At 33.3% G+C, this 22,792-nt stretch carries 35 protein-coding genes; 1 reads left to right on the top strand and 34 read right to left on the bottom strand.

What is annotated here, in order from left to right; genetic code table 11:
- Positions 1–29 precede the first annotated feature (29 nt).
- A complete protein-coding gene (locus Q4Q34_RS11630; RefSeq protein ID WP_303318134.1) occupies positions 30–2,093 on the top strand; it encodes a tetratricopeptide repeat-containing sensor histidine kinase in 2,064 nt (687 codons plus the stop codon).
- A gap of 3 nt (positions 2,094–2,096) precedes the next feature.
- Here Q4Q34_RS11630 and ctlX read toward each other — a convergent pair whose 3' ends face one another.
- The 34 genes from ctlX to rpsJ all read right to left on the bottom strand — a co-directional run bounded on the left by ctlX (position 2,097) and on the right by rpsJ (position 22,790).
- Complete coding sequence (gene ctlX, locus Q4Q34_RS11625) at positions 2,097–3,032, bottom strand: citrulline utilization hydrolase CtlX (protein ID WP_303318135.1); 936 nt, start codon at positions 3,030–3,032, stop codon at positions 2,097–2,099.
- A gap of 92 nt (positions 3,033–3,124) precedes the next feature.
- Complete coding sequence (locus Q4Q34_RS11620) at positions 3,125–4,039, bottom strand: dimethylarginine dimethylaminohydrolase family protein (RefSeq protein ID WP_303318136.1); 915 nt, start codon at positions 4,037–4,039, stop codon at positions 3,125–3,127.
- 148 nt (positions 4,040–4,187) lie between these two features.
- Positions 4,188–5,474, bottom strand: coding sequence for a citrate synthase (locus Q4Q34_RS11615; protein WP_303318137.1), 1,287 nt, complete (start codon positions 5,472–5,474; stop codon positions 4,188–4,190).
- A gap of 174 nt (positions 5,475–5,648) precedes the next feature.
- Positions 5,649–6,941, bottom strand: a complete 1,293-nt coding sequence (gene eno / locus Q4Q34_RS11610; RefSeq protein ID WP_303318138.1) for a phosphopyruvate hydratase — start codon at positions 6,939–6,941, stop codon at positions 5,649–5,651.
- 154 nt (positions 6,942–7,095) lie between these two features.
- Complete coding sequence (gene carA / locus Q4Q34_RS11605) at positions 7,096–8,199, bottom strand: glutamine-hydrolyzing carbamoyl-phosphate synthase small subunit (protein ID WP_303318139.1); 1,104 nt, start codon at positions 8,197–8,199, stop codon at positions 7,096–7,098.
- 112 nt (positions 8,200–8,311) lie between these two features.
- The gene (gene rplQ, locus Q4Q34_RS11600; RefSeq protein ID WP_135877612.1) at positions 8,312–8,785 is read right to left on the bottom strand and encodes a 50S ribosomal protein L17; all 474 of its coding nucleotides are present in this window, start codon (positions 8,783–8,785) and stop codon (positions 8,312–8,314) included.
- A 150-nt stretch (positions 8,786–8,935) separates the two neighbouring features.
- A complete protein-coding gene (locus tag Q4Q34_RS11595) occupies positions 8,936–9,928 on the bottom strand; it encodes a DNA-directed RNA polymerase subunit alpha (protein ID WP_102758311.1) in 993 nt (330 codons plus the stop codon).
- Positions 9,929–10,023: 95 nt separating this feature from the next.
- Positions 10,024–10,629 (bottom strand): 30S ribosomal protein S4, encoded by a 606-nt coding sequence (gene rpsD, locus Q4Q34_RS11590; RefSeq protein WP_135877610.1) that lies wholly within the window; start codon positions 10,627–10,629, stop codon positions 10,024–10,026.
- A gap of 249 nt (positions 10,630–10,878) precedes the next feature.
- Entirely contained in the window at positions 10,879–11,262 is a 384-nt protein-coding gene (rpsK, locus tag Q4Q34_RS11585; protein ID WP_135877609.1) for a 30S ribosomal protein S11, read from the bottom strand.
- 99 nt (positions 11,263–11,361) lie between these two features.
- On the bottom strand, positions 11,362–11,736 hold the full coding sequence (rpsM, locus tag Q4Q34_RS11580; protein ID WP_135877608.1) for a 30S ribosomal protein S13: 375 nt from the start codon (positions 11,734–11,736) through the stop codon (positions 11,362–11,364).
- A gap of 2 nt (positions 11,737–11,738) precedes the next feature.
- A complete protein-coding gene (ykgO, locus tag Q4Q34_RS11575) occupies positions 11,739–11,855 on the bottom strand; it encodes a type B 50S ribosomal protein L36 (protein WP_010181906.1) in 117 nt (38 codons plus the stop codon).
- Between the two features lie 4 nt (positions 11,856–11,859).
- Positions 11,860–12,075: a translation initiation factor IF-1 gene (infA, locus tag Q4Q34_RS11570; RefSeq protein WP_007094967.1), complete on the bottom strand. Its 216-nt coding sequence runs from the start codon at positions 12,073–12,075 to the stop codon at positions 11,860–11,862.
- Positions 12,076–12,087: 12 nt separating this feature from the next.
- Entirely contained in the window at positions 12,088–13,440 is a 1,353-nt protein-coding gene (secY, locus tag Q4Q34_RS11565; RefSeq protein ID WP_303280553.1) for a preprotein translocase subunit SecY, read from the bottom strand.
- A 15-nt stretch (positions 13,441–13,455) separates the two neighbouring features.
- Complete coding sequence (gene rplO, locus Q4Q34_RS11560; protein ID WP_303318140.1) at positions 13,456–13,908, bottom strand: 50S ribosomal protein L15; 453 nt, start codon at positions 13,906–13,908, stop codon at positions 13,456–13,458.
- A 13-nt stretch (positions 13,909–13,921) separates the two neighbouring features.
- Complete coding sequence (gene rpmD / locus Q4Q34_RS11555) at positions 13,922–14,104, bottom strand: 50S ribosomal protein L30 (RefSeq protein ID WP_274184822.1); 183 nt, start codon at positions 14,102–14,104, stop codon at positions 13,922–13,924.
- An 11-nt stretch (positions 14,105–14,115) separates the two neighbouring features.
- Complete coding sequence (rpsE, locus tag Q4Q34_RS11550) at positions 14,116–14,640, bottom strand: 30S ribosomal protein S5 (protein WP_135877605.1); 525 nt, start codon at positions 14,638–14,640, stop codon at positions 14,116–14,118.
- 6 nt (positions 14,641–14,646) lie between these two features.
- Positions 14,647–15,003 (bottom strand): 50S ribosomal protein L18, encoded by a 357-nt coding sequence (gene rplR, locus Q4Q34_RS11545; protein WP_303318141.1) that lies wholly within the window; start codon positions 15,001–15,003, stop codon positions 14,647–14,649.
- 10 nt (positions 15,004–15,013) lie between these two features.
- Positions 15,014–15,556 (bottom strand): 50S ribosomal protein L6, encoded by a 543-nt coding sequence (gene rplF, locus Q4Q34_RS11540; RefSeq protein ID WP_303280549.1) that lies wholly within the window; start codon positions 15,554–15,556, stop codon positions 15,014–15,016.
- A gap of 18 nt (positions 15,557–15,574) precedes the next feature.
- On the bottom strand, positions 15,575–15,973 hold the full coding sequence (gene rpsH / locus Q4Q34_RS11535) for a 30S ribosomal protein S8 (protein ID WP_303318142.1): 399 nt from the start codon (positions 15,971–15,973) through the stop codon (positions 15,575–15,577).
- A gap of 70 nt (positions 15,974–16,043) precedes the next feature.
- Positions 16,044–16,313, bottom strand: a complete 270-nt coding sequence (gene rpsN / locus Q4Q34_RS11530; protein ID WP_040278732.1) for a 30S ribosomal protein S14 — start codon at positions 16,311–16,313, stop codon at positions 16,044–16,046.
- A gap of 3 nt (positions 16,314–16,316) precedes the next feature.
- Positions 16,317–16,868 carry a 50S ribosomal protein L5 gene (gene rplE, locus Q4Q34_RS11525; protein ID WP_303318143.1) on the bottom strand — a complete coding sequence of 184 codons (552 nt, stop codon included), beginning with the start codon at positions 16,866–16,868 and terminating at the stop codon, positions 16,317–16,319.
- Positions 16,869–16,870: 2 nt separating this feature from the next.
- Positions 16,871–17,182 carry a 50S ribosomal protein L24 gene (gene rplX, locus Q4Q34_RS11520; protein WP_135877599.1) on the bottom strand — a complete coding sequence of 104 codons (312 nt, stop codon included), beginning with the start codon at positions 17,180–17,182 and terminating at the stop codon, positions 16,871–16,873.
- Positions 17,183–17,196: 14 nt separating this feature from the next.
- Positions 17,197–17,565, bottom strand: coding sequence for a 50S ribosomal protein L14 (gene rplN / locus Q4Q34_RS11515; RefSeq protein ID WP_019386277.1), 369 nt, complete (start codon positions 17,563–17,565; stop codon positions 17,197–17,199).
- Between the two features lie 2 nt (positions 17,566–17,567).
- Positions 17,568–17,825, bottom strand: a complete 258-nt coding sequence (gene rpsQ, locus Q4Q34_RS11510; RefSeq protein ID WP_072399584.1) for a 30S ribosomal protein S17 — start codon at positions 17,823–17,825, stop codon at positions 17,568–17,570.
- 12 nt (positions 17,826–17,837) lie between these two features.
- A complete protein-coding gene (gene rpmC, locus Q4Q34_RS11505; protein ID WP_135877598.1) occupies positions 17,838–18,029 on the bottom strand; it encodes a 50S ribosomal protein L29 in 192 nt (63 codons plus the stop codon).
- A 13-nt stretch (positions 18,030–18,042) separates the two neighbouring features.
- Entirely contained in the window at positions 18,043–18,462 is a 420-nt protein-coding gene (gene rplP, locus Q4Q34_RS11500) for a 50S ribosomal protein L16 (protein ID WP_135877597.1), read from the bottom strand.
- 21 nt (positions 18,463–18,483) lie between these two features.
- Positions 18,484–19,209: a 30S ribosomal protein S3 gene (rpsC, locus tag Q4Q34_RS11495; RefSeq protein ID WP_068602672.1), complete on the bottom strand. Its 726-nt coding sequence runs from the start codon at positions 19,207–19,209 to the stop codon at positions 18,484–18,486.
- Between the two features lie 7 nt (positions 19,210–19,216).
- Positions 19,217–19,624, bottom strand: a complete 408-nt coding sequence (gene rplV / locus Q4Q34_RS11490) for a 50S ribosomal protein L22 (RefSeq protein ID WP_303318144.1) — start codon at positions 19,622–19,624, stop codon at positions 19,217–19,219.
- A gap of 6 nt (positions 19,625–19,630) precedes the next feature.
- On the bottom strand, positions 19,631–19,909 hold the full coding sequence (rpsS, locus tag Q4Q34_RS11485) for a 30S ribosomal protein S19 (protein WP_042499126.1): 279 nt from the start codon (positions 19,907–19,909) through the stop codon (positions 19,631–19,633).
- A 3-nt stretch (positions 19,910–19,912) separates the two neighbouring features.
- Entirely contained in the window at positions 19,913–20,740 is an 828-nt protein-coding gene (gene rplB, locus Q4Q34_RS11480; protein ID WP_303318145.1) for a 50S ribosomal protein L2, read from the bottom strand.
- Positions 20,741–20,750: 10 nt separating this feature from the next.
- Positions 20,751–21,041 carry a 50S ribosomal protein L23 gene (gene rplW, locus Q4Q34_RS11475; RefSeq protein WP_135877593.1) on the bottom strand — a complete coding sequence of 97 codons (291 nt, stop codon included), beginning with the start codon at positions 21,039–21,041 and terminating at the stop codon, positions 20,751–20,753.
- A gap of 7 nt (positions 21,042–21,048) precedes the next feature.
- Positions 21,049–21,678 (bottom strand): 50S ribosomal protein L4, encoded by a 630-nt coding sequence (gene rplD / locus Q4Q34_RS11470; RefSeq protein WP_303318146.1) that lies wholly within the window; start codon positions 21,676–21,678, stop codon positions 21,049–21,051.
- Positions 21,678–22,295, bottom strand: a complete 618-nt coding sequence (gene rplC / locus Q4Q34_RS11465) for a 50S ribosomal protein L3 (protein ID WP_303318147.1) — start codon at positions 22,293–22,295, stop codon at positions 21,678–21,680. The genes rplD and rplC overlap by 1 nt, the downstream gene beginning before the upstream one ends.
- Positions 22,296–22,484: 189 nt before the next feature.
- A complete protein-coding gene (rpsJ, locus tag Q4Q34_RS11460) occupies positions 22,485–22,790 on the bottom strand; it encodes a 30S ribosomal protein S10 (protein WP_007650482.1) in 306 nt (101 codons plus the stop codon).
- Positions 22,791–22,792 lie beyond the last annotated feature (2 nt).

Below are 22,792 nucleotides of genomic sequence, written 5' to 3'. Positions count from 1 at the left end.
TTGTTTTATAGTTGTAATTTGAATGTTGTATGAGGAAAATAATTACTTTAATTATACTTTTATCTATATCGATTGGTTATTCCCAAACTAACGAGGTGGATAGTCTTGCCTTAGAATTAGCTTATCAAAATCAAGATACTTTAAAAGTAGAGACTTCTATAAAACTTATTAAATCGCTTTATGATATAAACGATTATGATAGAGCTCTAAAATATATTATTGAAAGTGAAAAACTTTCTAATAATTTAAACTATAGTAAAGGTATAGCTGAAATCACTTATTATAAGGCATTAATTTATGCTGCAAAAGACGATTATATAAATGCCATTAGTGGTTATGAAAAATCTAAAGCTTTATTTAATCAATTAAACGATATCCTTGGTGTTGCCAAAGTGAATAACAGTATTGGTTTAATTGAAATTAAGCGAGGAAATTATACTAAAGGTTTACAATTCTCGCTTGCTGCTATTAAAGAATTAGAAAAAAGGAACTTAGTTAATGACTTGCGATTAGCTTATAGTAATTTAGCAGATGCTTATTATAATATTAATGCTTTCGATAAAGCCATAGAATTTTATTTAAAAGCCCTAGATGTTCAGGAGCAACTAAACGATGTTAAGGGTACAAGCCGATCTAACAGTCAATTAGCCGAATTATATTCTTTTAAAAAGGAACATAGAAAGGCGATAGAATATTACGAAAAAGTATTAGCCAATAAAGTAACAAACATTGATTCTGTACGCGGACGTATCTATCCTAAACTAGGTGGTGAATATTTAAGGTTTAATGAGTATGATACTGCGGCTAATTATTTAGTAAAAGGGCTAAAACTTAATAGACGCAGTCGTTATAATGAAGGTATATTAATTGCCCTGAATAACCTTGGTGATTTAAATTTACAAAAAGGCAAAGAAATCTTAGCTGAAAAACAATTACTTGAAGCTGGTGCTATCGCTAAAAAAATAGATAATAAAACCGAATTGCTTAAGCATTACAAGCTAATGAAATCGTTAGATTCTACTAAAGAACGATTTGAAAGAGCATTTGTTTGGCAACGTCGATATTATGACTTAAAAAATAAGCTTAGAAAAGATGAAGTAAAAATAGATTCGAAAATAGCTAATGAACCTGTAGAATTAGATCCGGATTTGGTCAAACCCGTTATAGAAAAAATCGATCCTGCAGTGAAAACAGACTCCATACAGCCTAAAGAAGGTTTTGACAAATTTAAAATAATTCTTTACGCTTTATTAGCGGCTCTTGCCATTGTATCTACCTTTTTAATTCTAATTTATCTAAAACGTAATAACAATATAAAGTATACACAAGAATTAGAAGAAAAGAATATTAAAATTGAATTACAGAACGTCGCTTTTCAAGAGCAAACTAAACATCTTGAAAATGTTAACAACGTAAAAGACAAGCTATTTTCTATTGTTTCTCATGATTTAAAAGACTCTTTGTCTTCTATTAATGGTTTTATAGATTTACTTAAAGATGGTTCTTTATCTAGAGAAGAGTTTGATAATTTAATTCCAGAACTAAGTGAAAATGCAAACAATGCATCTCTTTTATTGTTCAATTTATTAAACTGGTCTAAATCTCAAATGCAGTCATTAGAGCCTAAGCCTAGTCTATTTGACATTCAGGAAGTTTTTGAAGACAAAGTTAAACTTGTTGAACAGCGTATGGAAAATAAAGGGATCACTTTAACCGACCATTCTTTACGTGATTTTGCTTATGCCGACAGAAGTATGTTTGAAATTGTTATTCAGAACTTGCTTGCTAATGCCTTAAAATTCTGTAAAAACGGTGATACTATTACTATTTCTAATCATATTAGCAATGGAAGTTGTATTATTAGTATAGCAGATACAGGTATAGGTATCTCTAAACAGAATTTAGAGAAACTATTCAAAAATAGTTCGTTTACCACTGTTGGTACTAATAACGAAAAGGGTACTGGTTTAGGGCTCTCAATTTGTAAAGAGCTCATAGAATTGAATAATGGTAAAATCTGGGTTGAAAGTACACAAGGTGTTGGCAGTACATTCTATGTACAATTACCCAAGTCTAGACCCAATGGTGATTAAGGATTAAGCTTTTGGCAAAAATACTTCTGCCATCATGCAACGTGCACTTCCACCTCCACAAGCTTCAATAGTATTTAAAGAACTAGATAATATTTTTGTATGTTTTTCTAAACGTTCTATTTGAGATTTTGTTAAAGAGTCATAAGCCGCTTGGCTCATAATTAAATAGCGTTCATCATTACTTCCTTTTACCTGTAACATATTACCTGCAAAATTATTTACCTGAGCTTCTGTGATATCTATAACTTCTTTATTAGTTTCCTTTAAATGAGTGACCACATTTTTACGTTCCCCTTTATCATCAATACTACTTAAACAAATAACTGCAAAAGTCTCACCTAAACACATCATGACATTGGTATGATAAATGGCTTTACGTTCCCCTTCTACTGTTTGATTAGAAGTAAATATTACTGGAGTAAATTCAAAATCCTCACAAAATTCAATAACTAAATCTTCATCTGCTCTTGGAGATAACGCACAATATGCTTTTCTGTTTTCACGATCCAACAACAAGCTTCCTGTACCTTCAAGAAATACACCTTCTTCCTCGGCACTAGTATAATCAACAATATTATTAATTAAAAAACCATTTTCTTCTAAAGTATTAAAAATATCTTCACGACGTTCTAGGCGTCTATTTTCAGCAAACATAGGATATAAACCTATATTTCCATTTTCATGAAAAGACACCCAATTATTTGGAAAAATAGAATCTGGAGTATCGGAAATATCAGTATCACTAACAACTATAACATTTACTCCTATGGCTCTTAGTTTTTCTACATACGCATCAAATTCTTGTTGTGCTTTGGCATTAACTGTTTCTGGTAATAAGTCATCAATTACTTTTTGATAATAATTGTTCACCGCGGTTTGTTCATTCATCCTAAAACCTACAGGACGAATCATTAAAATAGTATTTGTTGTTTGTTGCATTTTATTTAATTGTGTTTTACCAAATTATATATAACTTTTGAAACAGAAACTCGTTTTTAATCAACAATAAAAATTAGCTTATTATAAAGCAATTAGTCTCTAATTAGAGGCATTGTTGAACAACGTAACAGACCTTCTTGTTTAGCTATTTCAGCATAAGGGACTTCTTCTATTGTAAACCCTTTTTCTCGTAACCAAGTATTTAATCGTGTGAAGTTTTTCTCTGAAATAATAACATTTTCAGAAATAGAAAACACATTACTATTCATTTGGTACATTTCGTCTTTAGTTATTTCAAAAATATTTTCTTTTCCAAAAAAATCAACCAGCCATTCATATTCGTGTTCAACCAAAAATCCATTTTTATGAAGAATAGCCTTATCCTTTCCTATAGGTTGAAAACAACAGTCTAAATGTAATGCATTTTCTTTTGCATTTGTATTAGACTTTCTAAGTTCAAACGATTTTACAATCTTTTCAGGAAATAGTTCTTGAATAGCTATAACGGCGTCTGTATTTGTACGAGCTGTGATGATATTCGGGTAATCTTCACCTGAATAAGTTCCGATAAAAATGTGATCATTCCAAGGCATCACATCTCCCCCTTCTACATGACACGCTTCTGGTAATATAATTCTATTTTCTTTTTTCACTTGATCCCAAACGTGCTTTATCGCTTTTACCTCTTTTTCTCTATTAGGCAAAATATTAGCTCGGATGATTTTATCCTCAATAACAAAGGCAATATCTCTTGAAAAAATTTGATTGCAATCTTTGATAACTTCTGGTCTATATACTTTGACATCATATTTTTCAAAAACTGCGGCAACAGCTTCCATTTCCATAACCATATCTTCTTCTTTCGGATATGTACCAGCTATAACATGTTCGACACTTTTGGGGTCATAACACGCTTCAACTTTAGGAGTCGGTCCACTACTTTTAGCAGTACCTAACACAACTGCCCTTAACCTTGAAGTTTCATTTTTAATATTTAATTCTAACATATTATAATTGCCCTAAAAAATTAATTTATTGAGGAGGCAAAACTAATCATAATTAAAATATTTTTTGAATTATTCTTAAAAATATTACTGTAAAAAACAAAAGCTTCATAAAAAATTTATGAAGCTTAATAATATCGTAATAATATACTTATCTATTGTAGATAGGAATAAAAGATCTTTCTGTTTCTCCTATATATAGTTGTCTTGGTCTACCAATAGGTTCTTTACGTAAGCGCATTTCTCTCCATTGTGCTATCCAACCAGGCAAACGTCCTAAAGCAAACATCACCGTAAACATGTCTGTTGGTATTCCCATAGCTCTATATATAATACCCGAATAAAAATCTACATTTGGATATAGTTTTCTATCTACAAAATATTGATCTTCTAATGCTTCTTTTTCAAGTCCTTTTGCGATATCTAAAATTGGATCTTCAATTCCTAGATCGCCTAATACTTCATCTGCAGCTTTCTTGATAATTCTTGCACGAGGATCAAAGTTTTTATAAACACGGTGTCCAAAGCCCATTAAACGGAACGGATCGTTTTTATCTTTCGCTTTAGCCATATACTTTTTAGTATCTCCACCATCTTCTTTAATAGCTTCCAACATTTCCAATACAGCTTGATTAGCACCTCCATGAAGTGGTCCCCAAAGTGCCGATATCCCTGCGGATAAAGATGCAAATAATCCGGCATGTGCTGAACCTACTATTCTTACTGTCGATGTGGAGCAGTTCTGCTCATGGTCTGCATGAAGAATTAATAATTTATCTAAAGCATCTACTAAAATTTGATTTTGTTTATATTCTTCATTAGGACTTTTGAACATCATTTTCAGAACATTCTCTACATATCCTAAGTTTTTATCACCATAGTCCAAAGGTAAGCCTTGCTTTTTTCTAAGTGTCCATGCTACAAGTACGGGTAATTTTCCCATAATTTTAACAACACTTTTGTACATATCCTCTTCAGAATCAACATTTACAGATCCCGGATTAAAAGCTGTTAATGCACTCGTTAACGAAGATATAATCCCCATTGGATGTGCAGATTTAGGAAATGCATCAACAATTTTTCTGATATCATCATCAACTAAAGACTGTGCCTTAATATCATCATGAAATTTATCATTTTGTTCTTTTGTTGGAAGCTCTCCAAATATTAGTAGATAAGCAACTTCTAAAAAATCAGCCTTTTCTGCTAATTCTTCAATGCTATATCCTCTATATCTTAAAATTCCTTTTTCACCATCTAAAAATGTTATAGCACTTTCGCATGAACCTGTATTTTTATAACCAGGATCAAGTGTAATTACACCTCCTGTACTACTTCTTAATGCCTTTGCATCAATTGCAACTTCTTTTTCTGTTCCTGTTATTAAAGGGAATTCATGTTTCTGACCGTCTATTTCTATAGTAGCAGTATTTGCCATATTTTAAATGAATTTATTTTATTATGTTCCACGCTAAATTACAAAATATGTCGGTATTTATAAAAAGAACTATCAAAGGTTTTTGTAATAATCAAATTGCTAAAATTGATAATAAAAAAAGCGATTATTAATAAATAATAACCGCTTAAAATGTAAAGTTTATTTTTTACTATTCTATTTTATTTTGAATGCTTTTTCTTGTGGGAAGTAAGCAACTCCAGCAAGCTCTTCTTCTATTCGAAGTAGTTGATTGTATTTAGCCATACGATCACTACGAGACGCAGAACCCGTTTTTATTTGCCCTGTATTTAAAGCAACTGCTAAATCAGCAATCGTATTATCTTCAGTTTCTCCAGAACGGTGAGACATTACAGATGTATAACCTGCATTGTGTGCCATATTAACAGCTGCAATAGTTTCTGTTAATGTTCCTATTTGATTCACTTTTATAAGAATTGAGTTAGCAATACCTTCTTCAATACCACGAGATAAACGCTCAACATTAGTTACAAATAAATCATCTCCTACTAACTGTACTTTATCTCCTACTAATTCTGTTAAGTATTTCCAACCTTCCCAGTCATTTTCATCCATACCATCTTCAATAGAAACAATTGGATATTTCGCTACTAATTCAGCCAAATAATCAGCTTGCTCTTTACTTGTTCTTACAACACCTGCATCACCTTCGAATTTTTTATAATCGTATTGTCCATTTTCATAGAATTCAGCCGAAGCACAATCTAAAGCGATTTTCACTTCATCTCCAAATTTATATCCAGCATTCTCAACTGCTTTTGCTATAGTTTCTAAAGCATCCTCTGTTCCTCCTGCTAAGTTTGGAGCAAATCCACCTTCATCACCAACTGCTGTACTTAAATTTCTATCGTGCAATACTTTTTTAAGGTTATGGAAAATTTCAGTTCCCATTTGCATAGCATGGGTAAAGTTTTTAGCCTTAACTGGCATGATCATAAACTCTTGAAAAGCAATAGGTGCATCACTATGAGATCCTCCATTAATGATATTCATCATTGGTAATGGCAATGTATTAGCAGAAACGCCTCCTACATAACGATATAATGGCAACCCTAATTCTCCTGCTGCTGCCTTTGCTACAGCTAAAGAAACGCCTAAAATAGCATTGGCTCCTAGTTTTGATTTGTTTGGTGTACCGTCTAAATCAATCATTATTTGATCGATTAAATTTTGTTCGAATACTGAAACTCCTAATAATTCTTCAGCAATAATAGAGTTTACATTATCTACAGCTTTAGTAACACCTTTTCCCATATAGGCACTACCTCCATCACGTAATTCTACAGCTTCATGCTCTCCAGTTGATGCTCCTGATGGTACAGCAGCTCTTCCTAATACATCATTCTCAGTTACTACATCTACTTCAACCGTAGGATTTCCTCTTGAATCTAGAATTTGTCTTGCGTGGATATTAATTATAATACTCATAATTGGTTATTTTTAATCTTTAATACTTCAAATTTACGGCTAAATCTTGTTTATTTTAAGATGTTTTTGAAGAAATACTCAAAACAACATCTATAACGTTTTAGTAAACTTAAGCCTCAAAAAAAATATGCTTTTCTGAGGCTTATTACGCTATTTATTTTTTAATGTTTTCTATGAATTGATCGAAAAGATAAGCCGAATCATGCGGTCCTGGACTTGCTTCAGGGTGGTATTGTACTGAAAAACAATTTTTGCTTTTCATAGCCAAACCTGCAACTGTATCGTCATTTAAGTGAACATGTGTTATTTCTAAATCTGGATTCGCTTCAGACTCTTCTCTATTTACCGCAAATCCATGATTTTGCGAAGTGATTTCTCCTTTTCCTGTCACCAGATTTTTTACTGGATGATTAATACCTCTATGCCCATTGTGCATCTTATAAGTAGAAACGCCATTGGCTCTAGCAATAACCTGATGTCCTAAACAAATACCAAATAAAGGCAAATCTCTTTTTATAATTTCTTTTGCTAAATTCTGTGCTTCTACTAATGGTTCTGGATCTCCTGGTCCATTAGATAAAAAGTAACCATCTGGTTTAAATGCTTCTAAGTCTTCAAACTTAGAATTATATGGGAATACTTTAATATAAGCATCCCTACTTGCTATATTTCGTAAGATGTTTTTCTTTATTCCTATATCTAAAGCTGCTACTTTATAGGTTGCATTCTCATCCCCATAATAATAAGGTTCTTTTGTAGATACTTTAGACGCTAACTCTAAACCTTCCATGTTTGGAACTTCGGCTAATTGTTTCTTTAAACCTTCAATATTGTCAACCTCTGTAGAAATAACAGCGTTCATAGCTCCATTATCTCTAATGTAACTTACTAAAGCTCTAGTATCAACATCAGAAATAGCTAATAAGTTATTCTTATTTAAAAATTCTTCTAGAGATCCTTCAGAATCAACTCGAGAATAAACATAACTGAAGTTTTTACAAATTAACCCTGCAATTTTAATAGAATCTGATTCTACTTCATCTGCATTGGTTCCATAATTACCAATATGTGCATTAGTAGTTACCATTAATTGGCCAAAGTAAGATGGATCTGTAAAAATCTCTTGGTAACCGGTCATACCCGTATTAAAACAGACTTCACCAAAAGAAGTGCCTTGTTTGTTTCCTACTGCCTTACCGTGAAAAATAGTACCATCTGCTAGAAGAATGATGGCTTTTTGTCTTTTTTGATATTTCATTCTGATTTTTATGAGATTCCCGCTTTTTCGGGAACGAGGTTTTACAAAATTGCATAAAAAAAAGGATAAACTAAAATAGTTTATCCTTAATATTTCAAATGCTTATTAACATTTATTCTTCTTCGTTAGTTGCTTTCGTTTCAACAACTGGAGCAGCAGCTGGTTTAGAACCACCTCTTCTACTTCTTCTTGTTGTTTTCTTAGCTTTCTTTTCTGCATTGTAAATTTCGTTGTAATCTACAAGCTCTATCATAGCCATATCTGCATTATCTCCTAAACGATTTCCAAGTTTAATAATTCTTGTATAACCCCCTGGGCGATCAGCAACTTTAGCTGCAACATCTCTAAACAATTCAGCAACTGCTTCTTTTTGTCTAAGGCGAGCCATTACAATACGTCTGTTATGCGTGTTATCCTCCTTAGATTTTGTAATCATTGGCTCTACAAATTGTTTTAAAGCTTTTGCTTTAGCAACAGTTGTGTTGATACGCTTGTGTTCTATTAAAGAACAAGCCATATTTGCCAACATTGACTTTCTGTGAGCAGTTTTTCTACCTAAATGATTTATTTTTTTTCCGTGTCTCATGACTTTTGTTTATCATCTTGCTACCAAACTCATTTAATAGAGGAGCAAAATATGATTAATTAATTTTGGTTGAATAGAGTAGTTTTTAGTTTGTAATTTAAGAGTAAAAAATTAGAAATCGTCTATCTTAAATTTACAATCTTAAATCCTCTAGTCTTTATCTAATTTATATTTGCTTAAATCCATTCCGAAATTTAATCCTTTAACGTTTACAAGTTCTTCTAACTCTGTTAAAGACTTCTTACCGAAGTTTCTGAATTTCATTAAATCATTTTTATTGAATGATACTAAATCTCCTAAAGTATCTACTTCCGCAGCTTTTAAACAGTTAAGTGCACGTACAGATAAATCCATATCGATTAACTTGGTTTTAAGCAACTGTCTCATATGTAATGATTCCTCATCGTATGTTTCAGTTTGCGCTATTTCATCCGCTTCTAAAGTGATACGCTCATCAGAGAATAACATGAAGTGGTGAATTAACGTTTTAGCTGCTTCTGTTAAAGCGTCTTGTGGCGTAATTGAACCATCAGTAATAATTTCGAAAACTAATTTTTCGTAATCCGTTTTTTGTTCTACACGATAGTTTTCAATACTATACTTAACATTTTTAATTGGTGTATAAATTGAATCTGTAAATATAGTTCCTATTGGCGCAGCAGCTTTCTTATTTTCTTCTGCAGGAACATATCCTCTACCTTTTTCAATAGTAATTTCCAAGTTAAAATTAACTTTAGGATCTAAGTTACAGATAACTAATTCTGTATTTAGTACTTGGAATCCAGAAATGAATTTTTGAAAATCTCCAGCTGTGATTCTATCTTGACCAGAAATTGAAATTGAAATAGATTCATTATCAATATCATCAATTTGTCTTTTAAATCTAACTTGTTTTAAATTTAAAATGATCTCTGTAACATCCTCAACGACTCCAGCAATTGCAGAAAACTCGTGATCTACACCTTCAATTCTAACCGATGTAATTGCAAATCCTTCTAATGAAGAAAGTAAAACTCTTCTTAGAGCGTTACCTACTGTTAATCCGTAACCAGGTTCTAGTGGTCTGAATTCGAATTTACCTTCGAAATCAGTAGAATCAATCATGATTACTTTGTCGGGCTTTTGGAAATTAAATACTGCCATATTGTTCTTCGTTTTAATTGTTATTTGGTTGCGCGATCTAAAAGTTTGAAGAAGACTAATAAATCCTTTGGCCAAATACCAATGTGATTAATTTATTATTTAGAATATAATTCGACTATGAATTGTTCGTTTATGTTTTCTGGAATTTGAATTCTAGCAGGTACAGAAACATAAGTTCCTTGCTTTGTATCATCATTCCAAGTAATCCATTCGTAAACGTGACTTGAGTTTGATAAAGATCTTTCAATAGCCTCAAGTGATTTTGATTTTTCTCTTACTGCAACAACATCTCCAGCCTTTAGTTGGTAAGAAGGAATATTTACTAATTCTCCATTTACAGTAATATGTCTGTGAGATACTAATTGTCTTGCACCACTTCTAGAAGGAGAAATTCCCATTCTAAACACTACGTTGTCTAATCTAGACTCACATAATTGTAATAAAACTTCACCTGTAATACCTTGTGCTGCTCTTGCTTTTTTAAATAAACCTCTAAATTGACGCTCTAAAATACCATAAGTATATTTAGCTTTTTGTTTTTCCATTAACTGGATTGCGTATTCAGATTTTTTCCCACGTCTTCTGTTATTTCCGTGTTGACCTGGAGGGTAATTTCTTTTTTCAAAAGACTTATCGTCTCCAAATATTGCTTCGCCAAATTTACGAGCGATTTTAGTTTTAGGACCAGTATATCTTGCCATTTTAAATTTGTTTTTGAGAGTGATTATGAATTAAGGTCTTAATCTTATCCTTCGATAATCTTTTTGGTCTCTCGTTGATACTTGTTATTATTTTTCAGTTTGCAAATTTATGCAAAAAATTAATACCATCTGAGAATCAAATGATATTAATTTTATTGACGATTTTTAACCCTTCAACTTCGCTCAGGGCAGGTTTACGAAATGCGATTTATAACAATCCAATAATCGTAAATCTAAGATCGTAATTCGTTAAACTCTTCTACGTTTTGGAGGGCGACATCCATTATGTGGAAGTGGCGTAACATCAATAATTTCTGTTACTTCAATCCCAGCATTGTGGATAGAACGAATAGCAGATTCTCTACCATTTCCAGGTCCTTTAACATAAACCTTTACTTTCTTCAAACCAGCTTCTTGAGCTACAGCAGCAGCATCTTCAGCAGCTAATTGAGCAGCATAAGGCGTGTTTTTCTTAGAACCTCTAAATCCCATTTTACCAGCAGAAGACCATGAAATAACGTCTCCTTTTTTGTTGGTAAGCGAAATAATAATGTTATTGAAAGAAGCCGTAACGTGTGCTTCTCCAACAGAGTCTACAATAACTTTACGTTTTTTAGTGCTTGTTTTTGCCATATTTTTTTAGTTTCTAGTTGTTAGTTGTTAGTATTAGAATCCTAAACTTTTACATTTCAAACAGATTCCATCTAACGACTAAATACTAATGACTTTTAATTATTTAGTTGCTTTCTTTTTGTTAGCAACTGTTTTTCTTCTACCTTTTCTAGTTCTGGAGTTGTTTTTAGTACGTTGCCCTCTTAAAGGAAGACCAGATCTATGACGAATACCTCTGTAACATCCAATGTCCATTAATCGCTTAATGTTTAATTGTGTTTCAGAACGTAATTCACCTTCGATTGTAAAAGTTCCAACAGCTTCACGAATACCACTAATTTGGTCATCGGTCCAATCTTGAACTTTAGTACTTTCGTCAACCTTAGCAGTTGCTAAAATTTCTTTTGCTCTACTTCTACCTATTCCATAGATATAAGTTAAAGAGATTACTCCTCTTTTGTTTTTTGGTATGTCTACACCTGCAATTCTTGCCATAATTACCCTTGTCTTTGTTTAAATCTAGGATTCTTTTTGTTTATAACGTAAAGTCTGCCTTTTCTTCGTACGATTTTACAATCCGCACTTCTCTTTTTAAGTGATGCTCTTACTTTCATCGTATTAGTATCTATAAGTTATTCGAGCCTTTGTTAAATCGTAAGGACTCATTTCTAATTTCACTTTATCTCCTGGTAATAATTTAATATAATGCATACGCATTTTACCAGAAATGTGTGCAGTCACAATGTGACCATTTTCTAATTCAACACGAAACATCGCATTCGATAATGCTTCTATAATTGTTCCGTCTTGTTCTATTGCTGCCTGTTTTGCCATAGTAGATATATATTAAGCGCTAGCTTTTCTATTTTTACCAGTTTTCATCAAGCCATCATAATGTCTATTTAACAAGTATGAATTTACTTGTTGCATAGTGTCAATTGCAACTCCAACCATGATTAATAATGAGGTTCCTCCAAAAAATAACGCCCAACCTTGTTGTACATCCATAAGCTTAACAATAAACGCTGGGAACACAGCTATAAGTGCTAAGAATATAGATCCCGGCAAGGTTATTTGAGACATAATTTTATCAAGATATTCTGAAGTTTCAGAACCTGGACGAATACCAGGAATAAAACCACCACTACGTTTTAAATCGTCTGCCATTTTATTTGTTGGTACAGTGATCGCTGTATAGAAATATGTAAATACGATTATTAATAAAGCGAAAACTACATTATACCAAAAACCAAACATACTTGCTGGACCAAGATTAGTAACTAACCAGGCTCCTACAGACGAATCTTTTAATAAATCTGTACCACCAATCATACCAGGCACAAACATAATAGCTTGCGCAAATATAATAGGCATTACTCCAGAAGCATTTAGCTTTAATGGAATGTATTGTCTTGAACCTGCCATAGCACTTTTCTCATAACCACCAGAAGCAGTTCTTCTTGCATATTGTACAGCTATTTTTCTAACAGCCATAACAAGCATGATTGTAACTAAAATAATAACAAACCAAATAACTAATTCGAAAAGAATAAGCATAACGTTGTTACCTTCTAATCTAGTAGCAGCATTTTGAATAAATGACTGAGGTAATGTTGCAATAATACCAACCATAATTAATAATGAAATTCCATTACCTATTCCTTTATCCGTAATCTTTTCACCTAACCACATGGCAAAAATACAGCCTGTAACTAGAATACTTACAGATGAGAAATAAAATAAAGGTCCAGTCCCTAATAAAAAGGCACTTTGTGGAACTCCTAAGCTTGGTAAACTTGCTAAATAACCTGGTGCTTGTAATAAGCAAATGGCAATAGTTAACCAACGTGTAATTTGATTAACTTTCTTTTGCCCACTGGCGCCTTCTTTTTGCAATTTTTGCAAATAAGGAATAGCTATCCCCATTAATTGTACAACAATAGAAGCTGAAATGTAAGGCATAATACCTAAGGCAAATACAGATGCTCTAGAAAAAGCTCCTCCAGTAAACTGGCTAAGTAATCCTAATAACCCTGTACTAGTACTGTCTCCTAAGGCTGCTAATTGCGCGGCATCAACACCTGGCAATGTAACCTGAGTACCAAAACGATAAACTAATAACAGTCCTAGTGTTACTATGATTCTGTTTCTTAGTTCCTCTATTTTCCAAACATTTTTAAGCGATTCTATAAACTTCATACTCTTAATATGGTCTTATAATGTTATTGCTTCTCCACCAGCTGCTTCAATAGCAGCTTTTGCTGAAGCTGTAAATTTATGTGCAGATACTTTTAATTTTGCTTTTAACTCTCCTCTACCCAAAATCTTAACTAGATCATTTTTTCCAGCTAAACGGTTTGAGAATAAAATTTCAAAATTTACTGTATCTTTTATTTTTTTATCATCAACCAATTGTTGTAAAGTATCTAAATTGATACCTTGATACTCAACACGGTTAATGTTTGTAAAACCAAATTTAGGAACACGTCTTTGAAGTGGCATTTGCCCACCTTCAAATCCTAGCTTCTTAGAATAACCTGAACGTGACTTAGCTCCTTTGTGACCACGTGTTGCAGTACCACCTTTTCCAGAACCTTGTCCTCTACCTATTCTTTTTCCTTGATTTTTTACTGAACCTTCTGCAGGTTTTAAATTACTTAAATCCATTTTCAGTTTTATATTATTTTGCTTCTTCAACAGAAACTAAATGTGAAACTTTAGCAACCATACCTAAGATATTAGGTGTAGCTTCGTGCTCTTTTACTTGACCAATCTTTTTAAGACCAAGAGCTTCTAAAGTTCTTTTTTGTCTTTGCGTACGATTGATTGCGCTTTTAACTTTTGTTACTTTAATCTTTGCCATCTCTGATGTTATTAAGCGTTAAAAACTTGTTCAAGTGAAATACCTCTATCTCTAGCGATTGCATTAGCATCTCTTAATTGTAATAAAGCATCAAATGTTGCTTTTACTACATTATGAGGGTTAGAAGATCCTTGAGATTTTGATAATACATCATGTACACCAACGGCCTCAAGAACAGTTCTAACAGCACCACCAGCAATAACTCCTGTACCAGGAGCTGCAGGTATGATGTTTACTCTTGCTCCACCATATTTCCCTTTTTGTTCGTGCGGTAAAGTTCCTTTAATAATAGGAATTCTTACTAGGTTTTTCTTAGCATCCTCAACGGCTTTTGCTATAGCACTAGCAACGTCTTTAGATTTTCCTAAACCTTGGCCTACTACACCTGCTTCATCACCAACTACAACAATTGCTGAAAAACCAAATGCTCTACCACCTTTAGTTACTTTTGTAACTCTTTGTACACCAACTAAACGATCTTTAAGATCTAATCCACCTGGTTTTACTAACTCTGCACTTTTATATTTTTGAAACATAATATTCTAGAATTTAAGTCCTGCTTCTCTAGCTCCTTCAGCTAATGATTTTACTCTACCGTGATATAAATAACCCCCTCTATCGAAAGCGATTGTTTCTACACCTGCTTTTAAAGCTCTCTCAGCAATTGTTTTTCCTACTAGAGTAGCAATTTCTGATTTAGTACCTTTTGCAGAACTAATATCTTTATCTCTTGAAGATGCAGCACTGATAGTTGTACCATTTACGTCATCCACAATTTGAGCATAAATTTCTTTATTACTTCTAAAAACAGTTAGTCTTGGTCTAGATTCTGTACCAGAAACTATCTTACGAATTCTGTTTTTAATCCTTTGTCTTCTTTGATTCTTTGTTAATGCCATAACTATTTTATTAAGCTGATTTACCTGCTTTTCTTCTTATTTCTTCACCAACAAACTTAATTCCTTTTCCTTTGTAAGGTTCAGGTTTTCTAAATCCGCGGATTTTAGCAGCTACTTGACCAACAAGTTGTTTATCGAATGATGTTAACTTTACTAATGGATTCTTTCCTTTTTCTGAAACTGTTTCAACTTTTACTTCTGGAGCAATGTTTAAAACAATATTATGAGAAAAACCTAAAGCTAAATCTAATTTTTGCCCTTGGTTAGATGCTCTATAACCTACACCAACCAATTCCAATTCTTTAGTCCATCCTTTAGATACACCTTCGACCATATTGTTCATTAATGATCTGTATAAACCGTGTTTAGCTTTTTGTTCTTTAGAGTCAGAAGAACGTGTTACTAAAACATTTCCATCTTCAACTTTAATCTCTACAGTATCGAATTCTTGAGTTAACTCACCCAATTTTCCTTTTACTGTAACTACGTTATCTTTTACTTCTACTGTAACTCCTTCTGGAATTGCAACTGGGTTATTTCCTATTCTTGACATTTCTTTCTCCCTTTTAGATTAGTAAACGTAACATAATACTTCACCACCTACATTATCTCTTTTAGCTTGTTTACCAGTCATTACTCCGTGAGAAGTTGAAACAATGGCAATACCAAGACCATTAAGGATTCTAGGTAATTCTTTAGAACCAGCATACTTACGTAAACCTGGTTTACTAATTCTTTGAAGTTTCTTAATTACAGGTTCTTTAGTTTCTTTGTTGTACTTAAGTGCTATTTTAATAGTCCCTTGTACAGTTGAATCGTCAAACTTGTAGCTTAAAATATATCCTTGTTCGAATAATATTTTAGTGATGTCTTTTTTTAAGTTAGATGCTGGAATCTCAACCACTCTGTGATTAGCTCGTATTGCATTTCTAACTCTCGTAAGATAATCCGATATTGGATCTGTATACATATTTATTAATTTGCGGTAGTGGTTTTCAAAAGAACTCTTCTTTTGAACCTAAAACCAATTTATTCTTTTTTTACCAACTTGCTTTTCTAACACCAGGTATTAATCCTTGGTTAGCCATTTCTCTAAACGTTACACGAGAAATTCCAAATGTTCTCATGTATCCTTTTGGTCTACCTGTAAGTTTACATCTATTGTGCTGACGTATAGGAGAAGCATTTTTTGGTAACTTTTGTAATGCTTCATAATCTCCAGCTTCTTTTAAAGCTTTACGTTTCTCTGCATATTTAGCTACTGTTTTTGCTCTTTTAACCTCACGGGCTTTCATTGATTCTTTAGCCATAACTTAGTTCTTTTTAAAAGGTACCCCTAGTTCTGTTAATAATGATTTTGCTTCTTTATCTGTATCGGCAGATGTTACAAATGTAATATCCATTCCAGAAATTTTATTAACCTTATCGATGTTAATTTCCGGGAATATAATCTGCTCAGTAACTCCTAAATTGTAGTTACCTCTACCATCAAATCCAGTTGCTTTTATACCATTAAAGTCTCTAACACGTGGTAACGCAGAAGTAACTAAACGGTCTAAGAATTCATACATTCTTTCTCCACGTAAAGTAACTTTTGCGCCAATTGGCATCCCTTTACGTAATTTGAATGATGCAACATCCTTTTTAGATAATGTTGATATAGCTTTTTGTCCAGATATAGTAGTTAATTCTTCTACTGCGTAGTCGATTAACTTTTTGTCTGCTACTGCTGCTCCAACTCCTTTAGATATTACTATCTTTTTAAGTACTGGAACTTGCATAACATTCTTATATCCAAATTCTTCTGTAAGAGCTGCAATTACTCTGCTTTTATACTCTTCTTTAAGTCTAGGTGAATATGCCATAACTATATTACTTCATTAGATTTTGTTGAAAATCTTACTTTCTTATCGCCTTCTACTCTATAACCTACTCTAGTTGTTTCTCCATTTGAAGTTAACAATGATAAGTTTGAAATATGAATAGGAGCTTCTTTTTCAACGATTCCTCCTTGAGGGCTTTGTGCACTTGGTTTTGTATGTTTCTTAACCATGTTTACACCTTCAACGATCGCTTTGTTCTTATCTATTAATACCTTTTGTACTTTACCTTCAGATCCTTTATGATCTCCAGCAATTACTTTTACAGTATCTCCAGTTTTTATTTTAAGCTTTGTCATCTTAAATTAATGTATTAAAGCACCTCTGGTGCTAATGATACAATTTTCATGAATTGTTTATCACGAAGTTCTCTAGCAACAGGACCAAATACACGTGTTCCTCTCATCTCACCCGTTGGGTTTAATAAAACACAAGCATTATCGTCGAATCTAATATAAGATCCGTCAGGTCTTCTTACTTCCTTTTTAGTACGAACAACAACTGCAGTTGAAACAGCACCTTTTTTAATGTTTCCATTAGGTGTTGCATCTTTAACTGAAACAACTATTTTGTCTCCTACAGAAGCGTATCTTCTCTTAGTACCACCTAGAACACGTATTGTTAATACTTCTTTAGCTCCAGTGTTATCTGCTACCTTTAATCTTGATTCTTGCTGTACCATAATTATTTAGCTCTTTCTATGATTTCAACTAATCTCCAACATTTAGATTTACTTAAAGGTCTTGTTTCCATGATCTTTACAGTATCTCCAATATTACAATCGTTTGTTTCGTCGTGTGCAACATATTTTTTTGTTTTTAACACGAACTTACCATACATAGGGTGCTTTACTTTTTTAACCTCTGCAACAACTATTGATTTTTGCATTTTGTTACTAGTAACAACTCCTATACGTTCTTTTCTTAAATTTCTTGTTTCCATCTTTCAGCAGAATTATTGTAATTCTCTTTTAGTTAATTCTGTCGCAATTCTAGCTACTGTACGTCTTATACCACGTAACTGAATTGGATTTTCTAAAGGAGATATTGCATGAGCCATTTTTAGGTCTGAATAACTTTTTTTAGTCTCACCAAGTTTTTCTTGTAACTCAGCTGTTGATAATTCTTTAATTTCTGATTGTTTCATAATATCAAATAAATTATGCTTCGTAATCGCGAGCAATTAAAAACTTAGTTTTTACTGGTAATTTTTGCGCTGCTAAACGTAATGCTTCTTTAGCAATATCTAACGGCACTCCACCAATTTCAAATAAAACACGACCTGGTCTACAAACGGCTACCCAATATTCAACGGCACCTTTACCTTTACCCATACGTACTTCAAGAGGCTTTTTAGTGATAGGCTTGTCTGGAAATATTTTAATCCAAAGTTGCCCTTCTCTTTTCATGTAACGTGTAGCGGCAATACGAGCTGCTTCAATTTGACGTGACGTTATAAAAGTTGCGTCTAATGCTTTTATTCCAAAAGTCCCGTAAGAAAGTTGATGCCCTCTTCCAGAGAGTCCTTTCATACGTCCTTTTTGTTGCTTACGAAATTTTGTTCTTTTAGGCTGTAACATTTTTCTTTACTTTATAAAAAATTACTTTCTACGACGAGGATTAGATTTATTTCCACCACGTCCTCCTGCTCCACCTTTTCCTTGCTTCTTGGATAGACCAACTAGCGGAGAAAGCTCTCTTTTTCCATATACTTCACCTTTCATGATCCATACTTTAACACCCAATCTACCATAAGTAGTGTGTGCCTCAACTAAAGCATAATCAATATCAGCTCTGAATGTAGATAAAGGAATACGCCCTTCTTTGTAGTGTTCTGAACGTGCCATTTCAGCACCATTTAAACGACCACTAATCTGGATTTTAATTCCTTCAGCGTTCATACGCATTGTAGCAGCGATTGCCATTTTTATTGCACGTCTGTATGAAATTCTGTTTTCAATTTGACGAGCAATACTAGACCCTACTAAAAATGCATCAAGTTCAGGTCTTTTAATTTCAAAGATGTTAATCTGAACTTCTTTTCCAGTAATTTTTTTAAGCTCTTCTTTTAACTTGTCTACCTCTTGTCCGCCTTTCCCGATAATAATACCTGGTCTTGCAGTAGTGATAGTAACGGTTACAAGTTTTAAAGTTCTTTCAATAATTACTCTACTTACACTAGCTTTAGATAAACGTGCGTGAACGTATTTTCTAATTTTATCGTCTTCGGCAAGCTTATCTCCATAATCATTACCTCCGTACCAGTTAGATTCCCATCCTCTGATAATTCCTAAGCGATTCCCGATTGGATTTGTTTTTTGTCCCATATCTATCTTAGCTTTGTGTATTATTGTTAGCTCCAACTACGATTGTTACGTGGTTTGAACGTTTTCTAATTCTGTGCGCACGACCTTGTGGTGCTGGACGTAATCTTTTTAACATAGATCCGCTATCCACTTTAATTTCTTTCACTATCAATTCAGCCTCTTCAATATTAGCTTCTTCATTTTTAGATTGCCAGTTTGCAATTGCAGACAATAACAATTTCTCTAAACGACCAGAAGCTTCTTTTTGGTTGAATTTTAAGATATTAAGTGCATGTTCTACTTTTTCGCCTCTTACTAAATCGGCTACTAAACGCATTTTTCTCGGTGATGTAGGACAGTTATTAAGTTTAGCAAAAGCAACGTGTTTTTTTGCTTCCTTAATAGCGTCTGCCATTTGTTTTTTACGACTTCCCATAGCTTACTACTTTTTACCTTTATTTTTAGCACCTGCATGTCCACGGAATGAACGTGTTGGTGAAAATTCTCCTAACTTATGACCTACCATGTTTTCTGTTACATAAACAGGTACAAATTGACGGCCATTGTGTACTGCTATTGTTTGTCCAACAAAATCTGGAGTAATCATACTAGCTCTTGACCAAGTTTTGATTACTGTTTTCTTGTTAGATTCAACATTAACAGCTACTTTCTTTTCTAATTTATAATGAACGTAAGGTCCTTTTTTTAATGATCTTGCCATGTCTTATTTCTTTCTACGTTCTACAATATATTTGTTACTTGCTTTAGTCTTAGAACGTGTTCTATAACCTTTAGCTGGAATACCGTTTCTTGAACGTGGGTGTCCTCCTGAAGATTTACCTTCACCACCACCCATTGGGTGATCAACTGGATTCATAACTACTGGTCTAGTACGTGGTCTTCTTCCTAACCATCTTGTTCTACCTGCTTTACCACCAACTAATAATTGATGATCTGAGTTAGAAACAACACCTATAGTAGCCATACAGTTTACAAGAATTAATCTTGTTTCTCCTGAAGGTAATTTAATAGTAGCAAACTTACCATCTCTTGCCATTAACTGTGCAAAAGCACCAGCACTACGAGCCATAACAGCTCCTTGACCTGGACGTAATTCTACACAAGAAATAATAGTCCCTAATGGAATTTCACTTAATGGCATTGCATTTCCAATTTCTGGACCAACACCTTCTAAACCAGATACCACATTTTGCCCAACTTGTAAACCATTTTGAGCAATAATATATCTTTTCTCGCCATCTTGATAATTCAATAATGCGATGAAAGCGGTTCTGTTTGGATCGTACTCGATAGACTTAACTTCTGCTGGAATTCCAGCTTTGTCACGTTTAAAATCGATAATACGATACTTTTTCTTATGACCTCCACCTATATAGCGCATGGTCATTTTTCCTTGACTGTTTCTACCACCAGACCTTTTATTCGGAACGAGTAAACTCTTTTCCGGCTTATCAGTAGTAATAGCGTCATAACCATTTACTACTCTAAATCGCTGTCCTGGTGTGATTGGTTTTAATTTTCTTACTGACATTGTTGTCTAATTACATGTTACTGTATAAATCAATCATTTCACCTTCCGCCAGTTGTACAATTGCTTTTTTAACAGCATTTGTTTTACCATGTTGAATACCTGTTTTTGTAAAACGGGTTCTTCTATCTGGACGGACATTTATAGTACGAACTTTTTCAACAGAAACACCATAAGCAGCTTCCACCGCTTTTTTAATTTCTACCTTGTTCGCCTTTGTCTTCACCGCGAAAGTATAGCAGTTTCTTAACTCGCTATCTGCAGTCGCTTTTTCTGTGATTATAGGTTTAATTAAGATACTCATCTGTTTCTTATTTACTTAAGTTTGTTTCAATTCCTTCTAAAGCACCTTCTAAAAGCACGACTTGATTTGCATTTAAAATCTTGTAAGTACTTAATTCCGAAGAAGTTACAACTTCAGATCCTTTTAAATTGCGCGATGACAAATATACGTTATTATTTGACCCACCCAACACAAACAGAGATTTTTTGTTTTCAAGCTCTAAGGCTTTTAAAATCGCTGTAAAGTTTTTCGTTTTTGGAGCATCAAAATTAAAGTCTTCTAGAACTGTAATTGACTTCTCTCCTGCTTTGATACTTAATGCAGATTTACGTGCTAAACGCTTAACATTTTTATTAAGTTTAAAGCTGTAATTTCTTGGTCTTGGACCGAACATACGACCTCCACCTTTAAATACACCAGACTTAATACTACCTGCTCTTGCTGTACCAGTTCCTTTTTGCTTTTTAATCTTACGTGTACTTCCAGAAATCTCACCTCTTTCTTTAGATTTGTGAGTTCCTTGACGTTGGTTTGCTAAATATTGTTTAACATCCAAATATACAGCGTGATTATTAGGCTCAATAGCGAACACATCTTTAGAAAGGTCTGCCTTTCTACCTGTGTCTTTTCCGTTTATATCTAAAACTGCTACTTTCATTATTTTCTAATAATTACATAAGCGTTTTTGTGTCCAGGTACACACCCTTTAACAACAAGTAGATTCTTTTCAGCAACTACTTTTAAAACTCTTAAATTTTGAACTTTTATTGTTTCTCCACCCATTCTTCCGGCCATTTTCATACCTTTAAAAACTCTTGCAGGGTAAGATGCAGCTCCAATTGATCCTGGCGCTCTTAAACGATTATGCTGACCATGAGTAGCTTGACCTACACCACCGAAACCATGACGTTTTACAACACCTTGAAATCCTTTACCTTTAGATGTTCCTGCAACATCGACAAATTCACCTTCTGTGAAATGTTCTACAGTGATAGCATCTCCTAATTTGTACTCCTCATCAAAACCTTTGAATTCAACAACTTTGCGTTTTACAGAAGTACCCGCTTTTTTAGCATGACCTAAGTCTGCTTTAGTAGCGCTTTTTTCTGTCGCGTCATCGAAACCAAGTTGGATAGCTTCATAACCATCAACTTCTTCGGTTCTGACTTGGGTAACGATACATGGTCCAGCTTCGATAACTGTACAAGGAATATTCTTTCCGTTGTCATCAAAGATGCTGGTCATACCGATTTTTTTTCCAATTAACCCAGACATATTTATTATTTATTAATTATTATTTCGTTGAAACAAGTTTCAACATGACCTATTTAAAAAATTTCAGGGACAAAATACCTTTCGTCCCTGAAATGTATTTTTCCGTTTTTCCTTCGCTCGAAGCTCCGGACATGTCTTGAAACTTCTAGTTTCAATTTATGAGATTCCTACTTTCGCAGGAATGACAAATTATACTTTAATCTCTACTTCAACACCACTTGGTAATTCAAGTTTCATTAACGCATCAATTGTTTTTGATGAAGAAGAGTAAATATCCAATAATCTCTTATAAGAGCTTAATTGAAATTGTTCTCTTGATTTCTTGTTTACGTGTGGAGAACGTAATACTGTGAAAATTTTCTTGTGAGTTGGTAATGGAATTGGTCCAGTTACAACAGCACCAGTACTTTTTACAGTCTTTACAATCTTATCAGCAGACTTATCTACTAAATTGTGATCGTAAGATTTTAATTTTATTCTGATTTTTTGACTCATTT

The organism is Flavivirga abyssicola (genome assembly GCF_030540775.2).
Taxonomy (GTDB): Bacteria; Bacteroidota; Bacteroidia; order Flavobacteriales; family Flavobacteriaceae; genus Flavivirga; species Flavivirga abyssicola.
The sequence above is the reverse complement of the archived record's forward strand: the minus strand, read 5'-3'. Positions and strand labels throughout refer to the sequence as shown.

Excerpts from the sequence above, each read along its gene's own strand:
- Q4Q34_RS11630 (WP_303318134.1), top strand. The coding sequence starts at position 30 with ATGAGGAAAATAATTACTTTAATTATACTTTTATCTATATCGATTGGT.
- ctlX (WP_303318135.1), bottom strand. The coding sequence starts at position 3,032 with ATGCAACAAACAACAAATACTATTTTAATGATTCGTCCTGTAGGTTTT.
- Q4Q34_RS11620 (WP_303318136.1), bottom strand. The coding sequence starts at position 4,039 with ATGTTAGAATTAAATATTAAAAATGAAACTTCAAGGTTAAGGGCAGTT.
- Q4Q34_RS11615 (WP_303318137.1), bottom strand. The coding sequence starts at position 5,474 with ATGGCAAATACTGCTACTATAGAAATAGACGGTCAGAAACATGAATTC.
- eno (WP_303318138.1), bottom strand. The coding sequence starts at position 6,941 with ATGAGTATTATAATTAATATCCACGCAAGACAAATTCTAGATTCAAGA.
- carA (WP_303318139.1), bottom strand. The coding sequence starts at position 8,199 with ATGAAATATCAAAAAAGACAAAAAGCCATCATTCTTCTAGCAGATGGT.
- rplQ (WP_135877612.1), bottom strand. The coding sequence starts at position 8,785 with ATGAGACACGGAAAAAAAATAAATCATTTAGGTAGAAAAACTGCTCAC.
- Q4Q34_RS11595 (WP_102758311.1), bottom strand. The coding sequence starts at position 9,928 with ATGGCAGTATTTAATTTCCAAAAGCCCGACAAAGTAATCATGATTGAT.
- rpsD (WP_135877610.1), bottom strand. The coding sequence starts at position 10,629 with ATGGCAAGATATACTGGTCCTAAAACTAAAATCGCTCGTAAATTTGGC.
- rpsK (WP_135877609.1), bottom strand. The coding sequence starts at position 11,262 with ATGGCAAAAACAAGCACTAAAAAACGTAAAGTTATTGTAGACTCTGTT.
- rpsM (WP_135877608.1), bottom strand. The coding sequence starts at position 11,736 with ATGGCAAGAATTGCAGGTGTAGACATACCAAAAAACAAAAGAGGAGTA.
- ykgO (WP_010181906.1), bottom strand. The coding sequence starts at position 11,855 with ATGAAAGTAAGAGCATCACTTAAAAAGAGAAGTGCGGATTGTAAAATC.
- infA (WP_007094967.1), bottom strand. The coding sequence starts at position 12,075 with ATGGCAAAACAGGCAGCAATAGAACAAGACGGAACAATTATAGAAGCA.
- secY (WP_303280553.1), bottom strand. The coding sequence starts at position 13,440 with ATGAAGTTTATAGAATCGCTTAAAAATGTTTGGAAAATAGAGGAACTA.
- rplO (WP_303318140.1), bottom strand. The coding sequence starts at position 13,908 with ATGGATTTAAGTAATTTAAAACCTGCAGAAGGTTCAGTAAAAAATCAA.
- rpmD (WP_274184822.1), bottom strand. The coding sequence starts at position 14,104 with ATGGCAAAGATTAAAGTAACAAAAGTTAAAAGCGCAATCAATCGTACG.
- rpsE (WP_135877605.1), bottom strand. The coding sequence starts at position 14,640 with ATGTTTCAAAAATATAAAAGTGCAGAGTTAGTAAAACCAGGTGGATTA.
- rplR (WP_303318141.1), bottom strand. The coding sequence starts at position 15,003 with ATGGCATTAACAAAGAATCAAAGAAGACAAAGGATTAAAAACAGAATT.
- rplF (WP_303280549.1), bottom strand. The coding sequence starts at position 15,556 with ATGTCAAGAATAGGAAATAACCCAGTTGCAATTCCAGAAGGAGTTACA.
- rpsH (WP_303318142.1), bottom strand. The coding sequence starts at position 15,973 with ATGTATACAGATCCAATATCGGATTATCTTACGAGAGTTAGAAATGCA.
- rpsN (WP_040278732.1), bottom strand. The coding sequence starts at position 16,313 with ATGGCTAAAGAATCAATGAAAGCCCGTGAGGTTAAAAGAGCAAAAACA.
- rplE (WP_303318143.1), bottom strand. The coding sequence starts at position 16,868 with ATGGCATATTCACCTAGACTTAAAGAAGAGTATAAAAGCAGAGTAATT.
- rplX (WP_135877599.1), bottom strand. The coding sequence starts at position 17,182 with ATGACAAAGCTTAAAATAAAAACTGGAGATACTGTAAAAGTAATTGCT.
- rplN (WP_019386277.1), bottom strand. The coding sequence starts at position 17,565 with ATGGTACAGCAAGAATCAAGATTAAAGGTAGCAGATAACACTGGAGCT.
- rpsQ (WP_072399584.1), bottom strand. The coding sequence starts at position 17,825 with ATGGAAACAAGAAATTTAAGAAAAGAACGTATAGGAGTTGTTACTAGT.
- rpmC (WP_135877598.1), bottom strand. The coding sequence starts at position 18,029 with ATGAAACAATCAGAAATTAAAGAATTATCAACAGCTGAGTTACAAGAA.
- rplP (WP_135877597.1), bottom strand. The coding sequence starts at position 18,462 with ATGTTACAGCCTAAAAGAACAAAATTTCGTAAGCAACAAAAAGGACGT.
- rpsC (WP_068602672.1), bottom strand. The coding sequence starts at position 19,209 with ATGGGACAAAAAACAAATCCAATCGGGAATCGCTTAGGAATTATCAGA.
- rplV (WP_303318144.1), bottom strand. The coding sequence starts at position 19,624 with ATGGGAAGTCGTAAAAAACAAATGGCAGACGCTATTAAGGAAGCAAAA.
- rpsS (WP_042499126.1), bottom strand. The coding sequence starts at position 19,909 with ATGGCAAGATCATTAAAAAAAGGACCTTACGTTCATTATAAATTAGAA.
- rplB (WP_303318145.1), bottom strand. The coding sequence starts at position 20,740 with ATGTCAGTAAGAAAATTAAAACCAATCACACCAGGACAGCGATTTAGA.
- rplW (WP_135877593.1), bottom strand. The coding sequence starts at position 21,041 with ATGAGTATCTTAATTAAACCTATAATCACAGAAAAAGCGACTGCAGAT.
- rplD (WP_303318146.1), bottom strand. The coding sequence starts at position 21,678 with ATGAAAGTAGCAGTTTTAGATATAAACGGAAAAGACACAGGTAGAAAG.
- rplC (WP_303318147.1), bottom strand. The coding sequence starts at position 22,295 with ATGTCTGGGTTAATTGGAAAAAAAATCGGTATGACCAGCATCTTTGAT.
- rpsJ (WP_007650482.1), bottom strand. The coding sequence starts at position 22,790 with ATGAGTCAAAAAATCAGAATAAAATTAAAATCTTACGATCACAATTTA.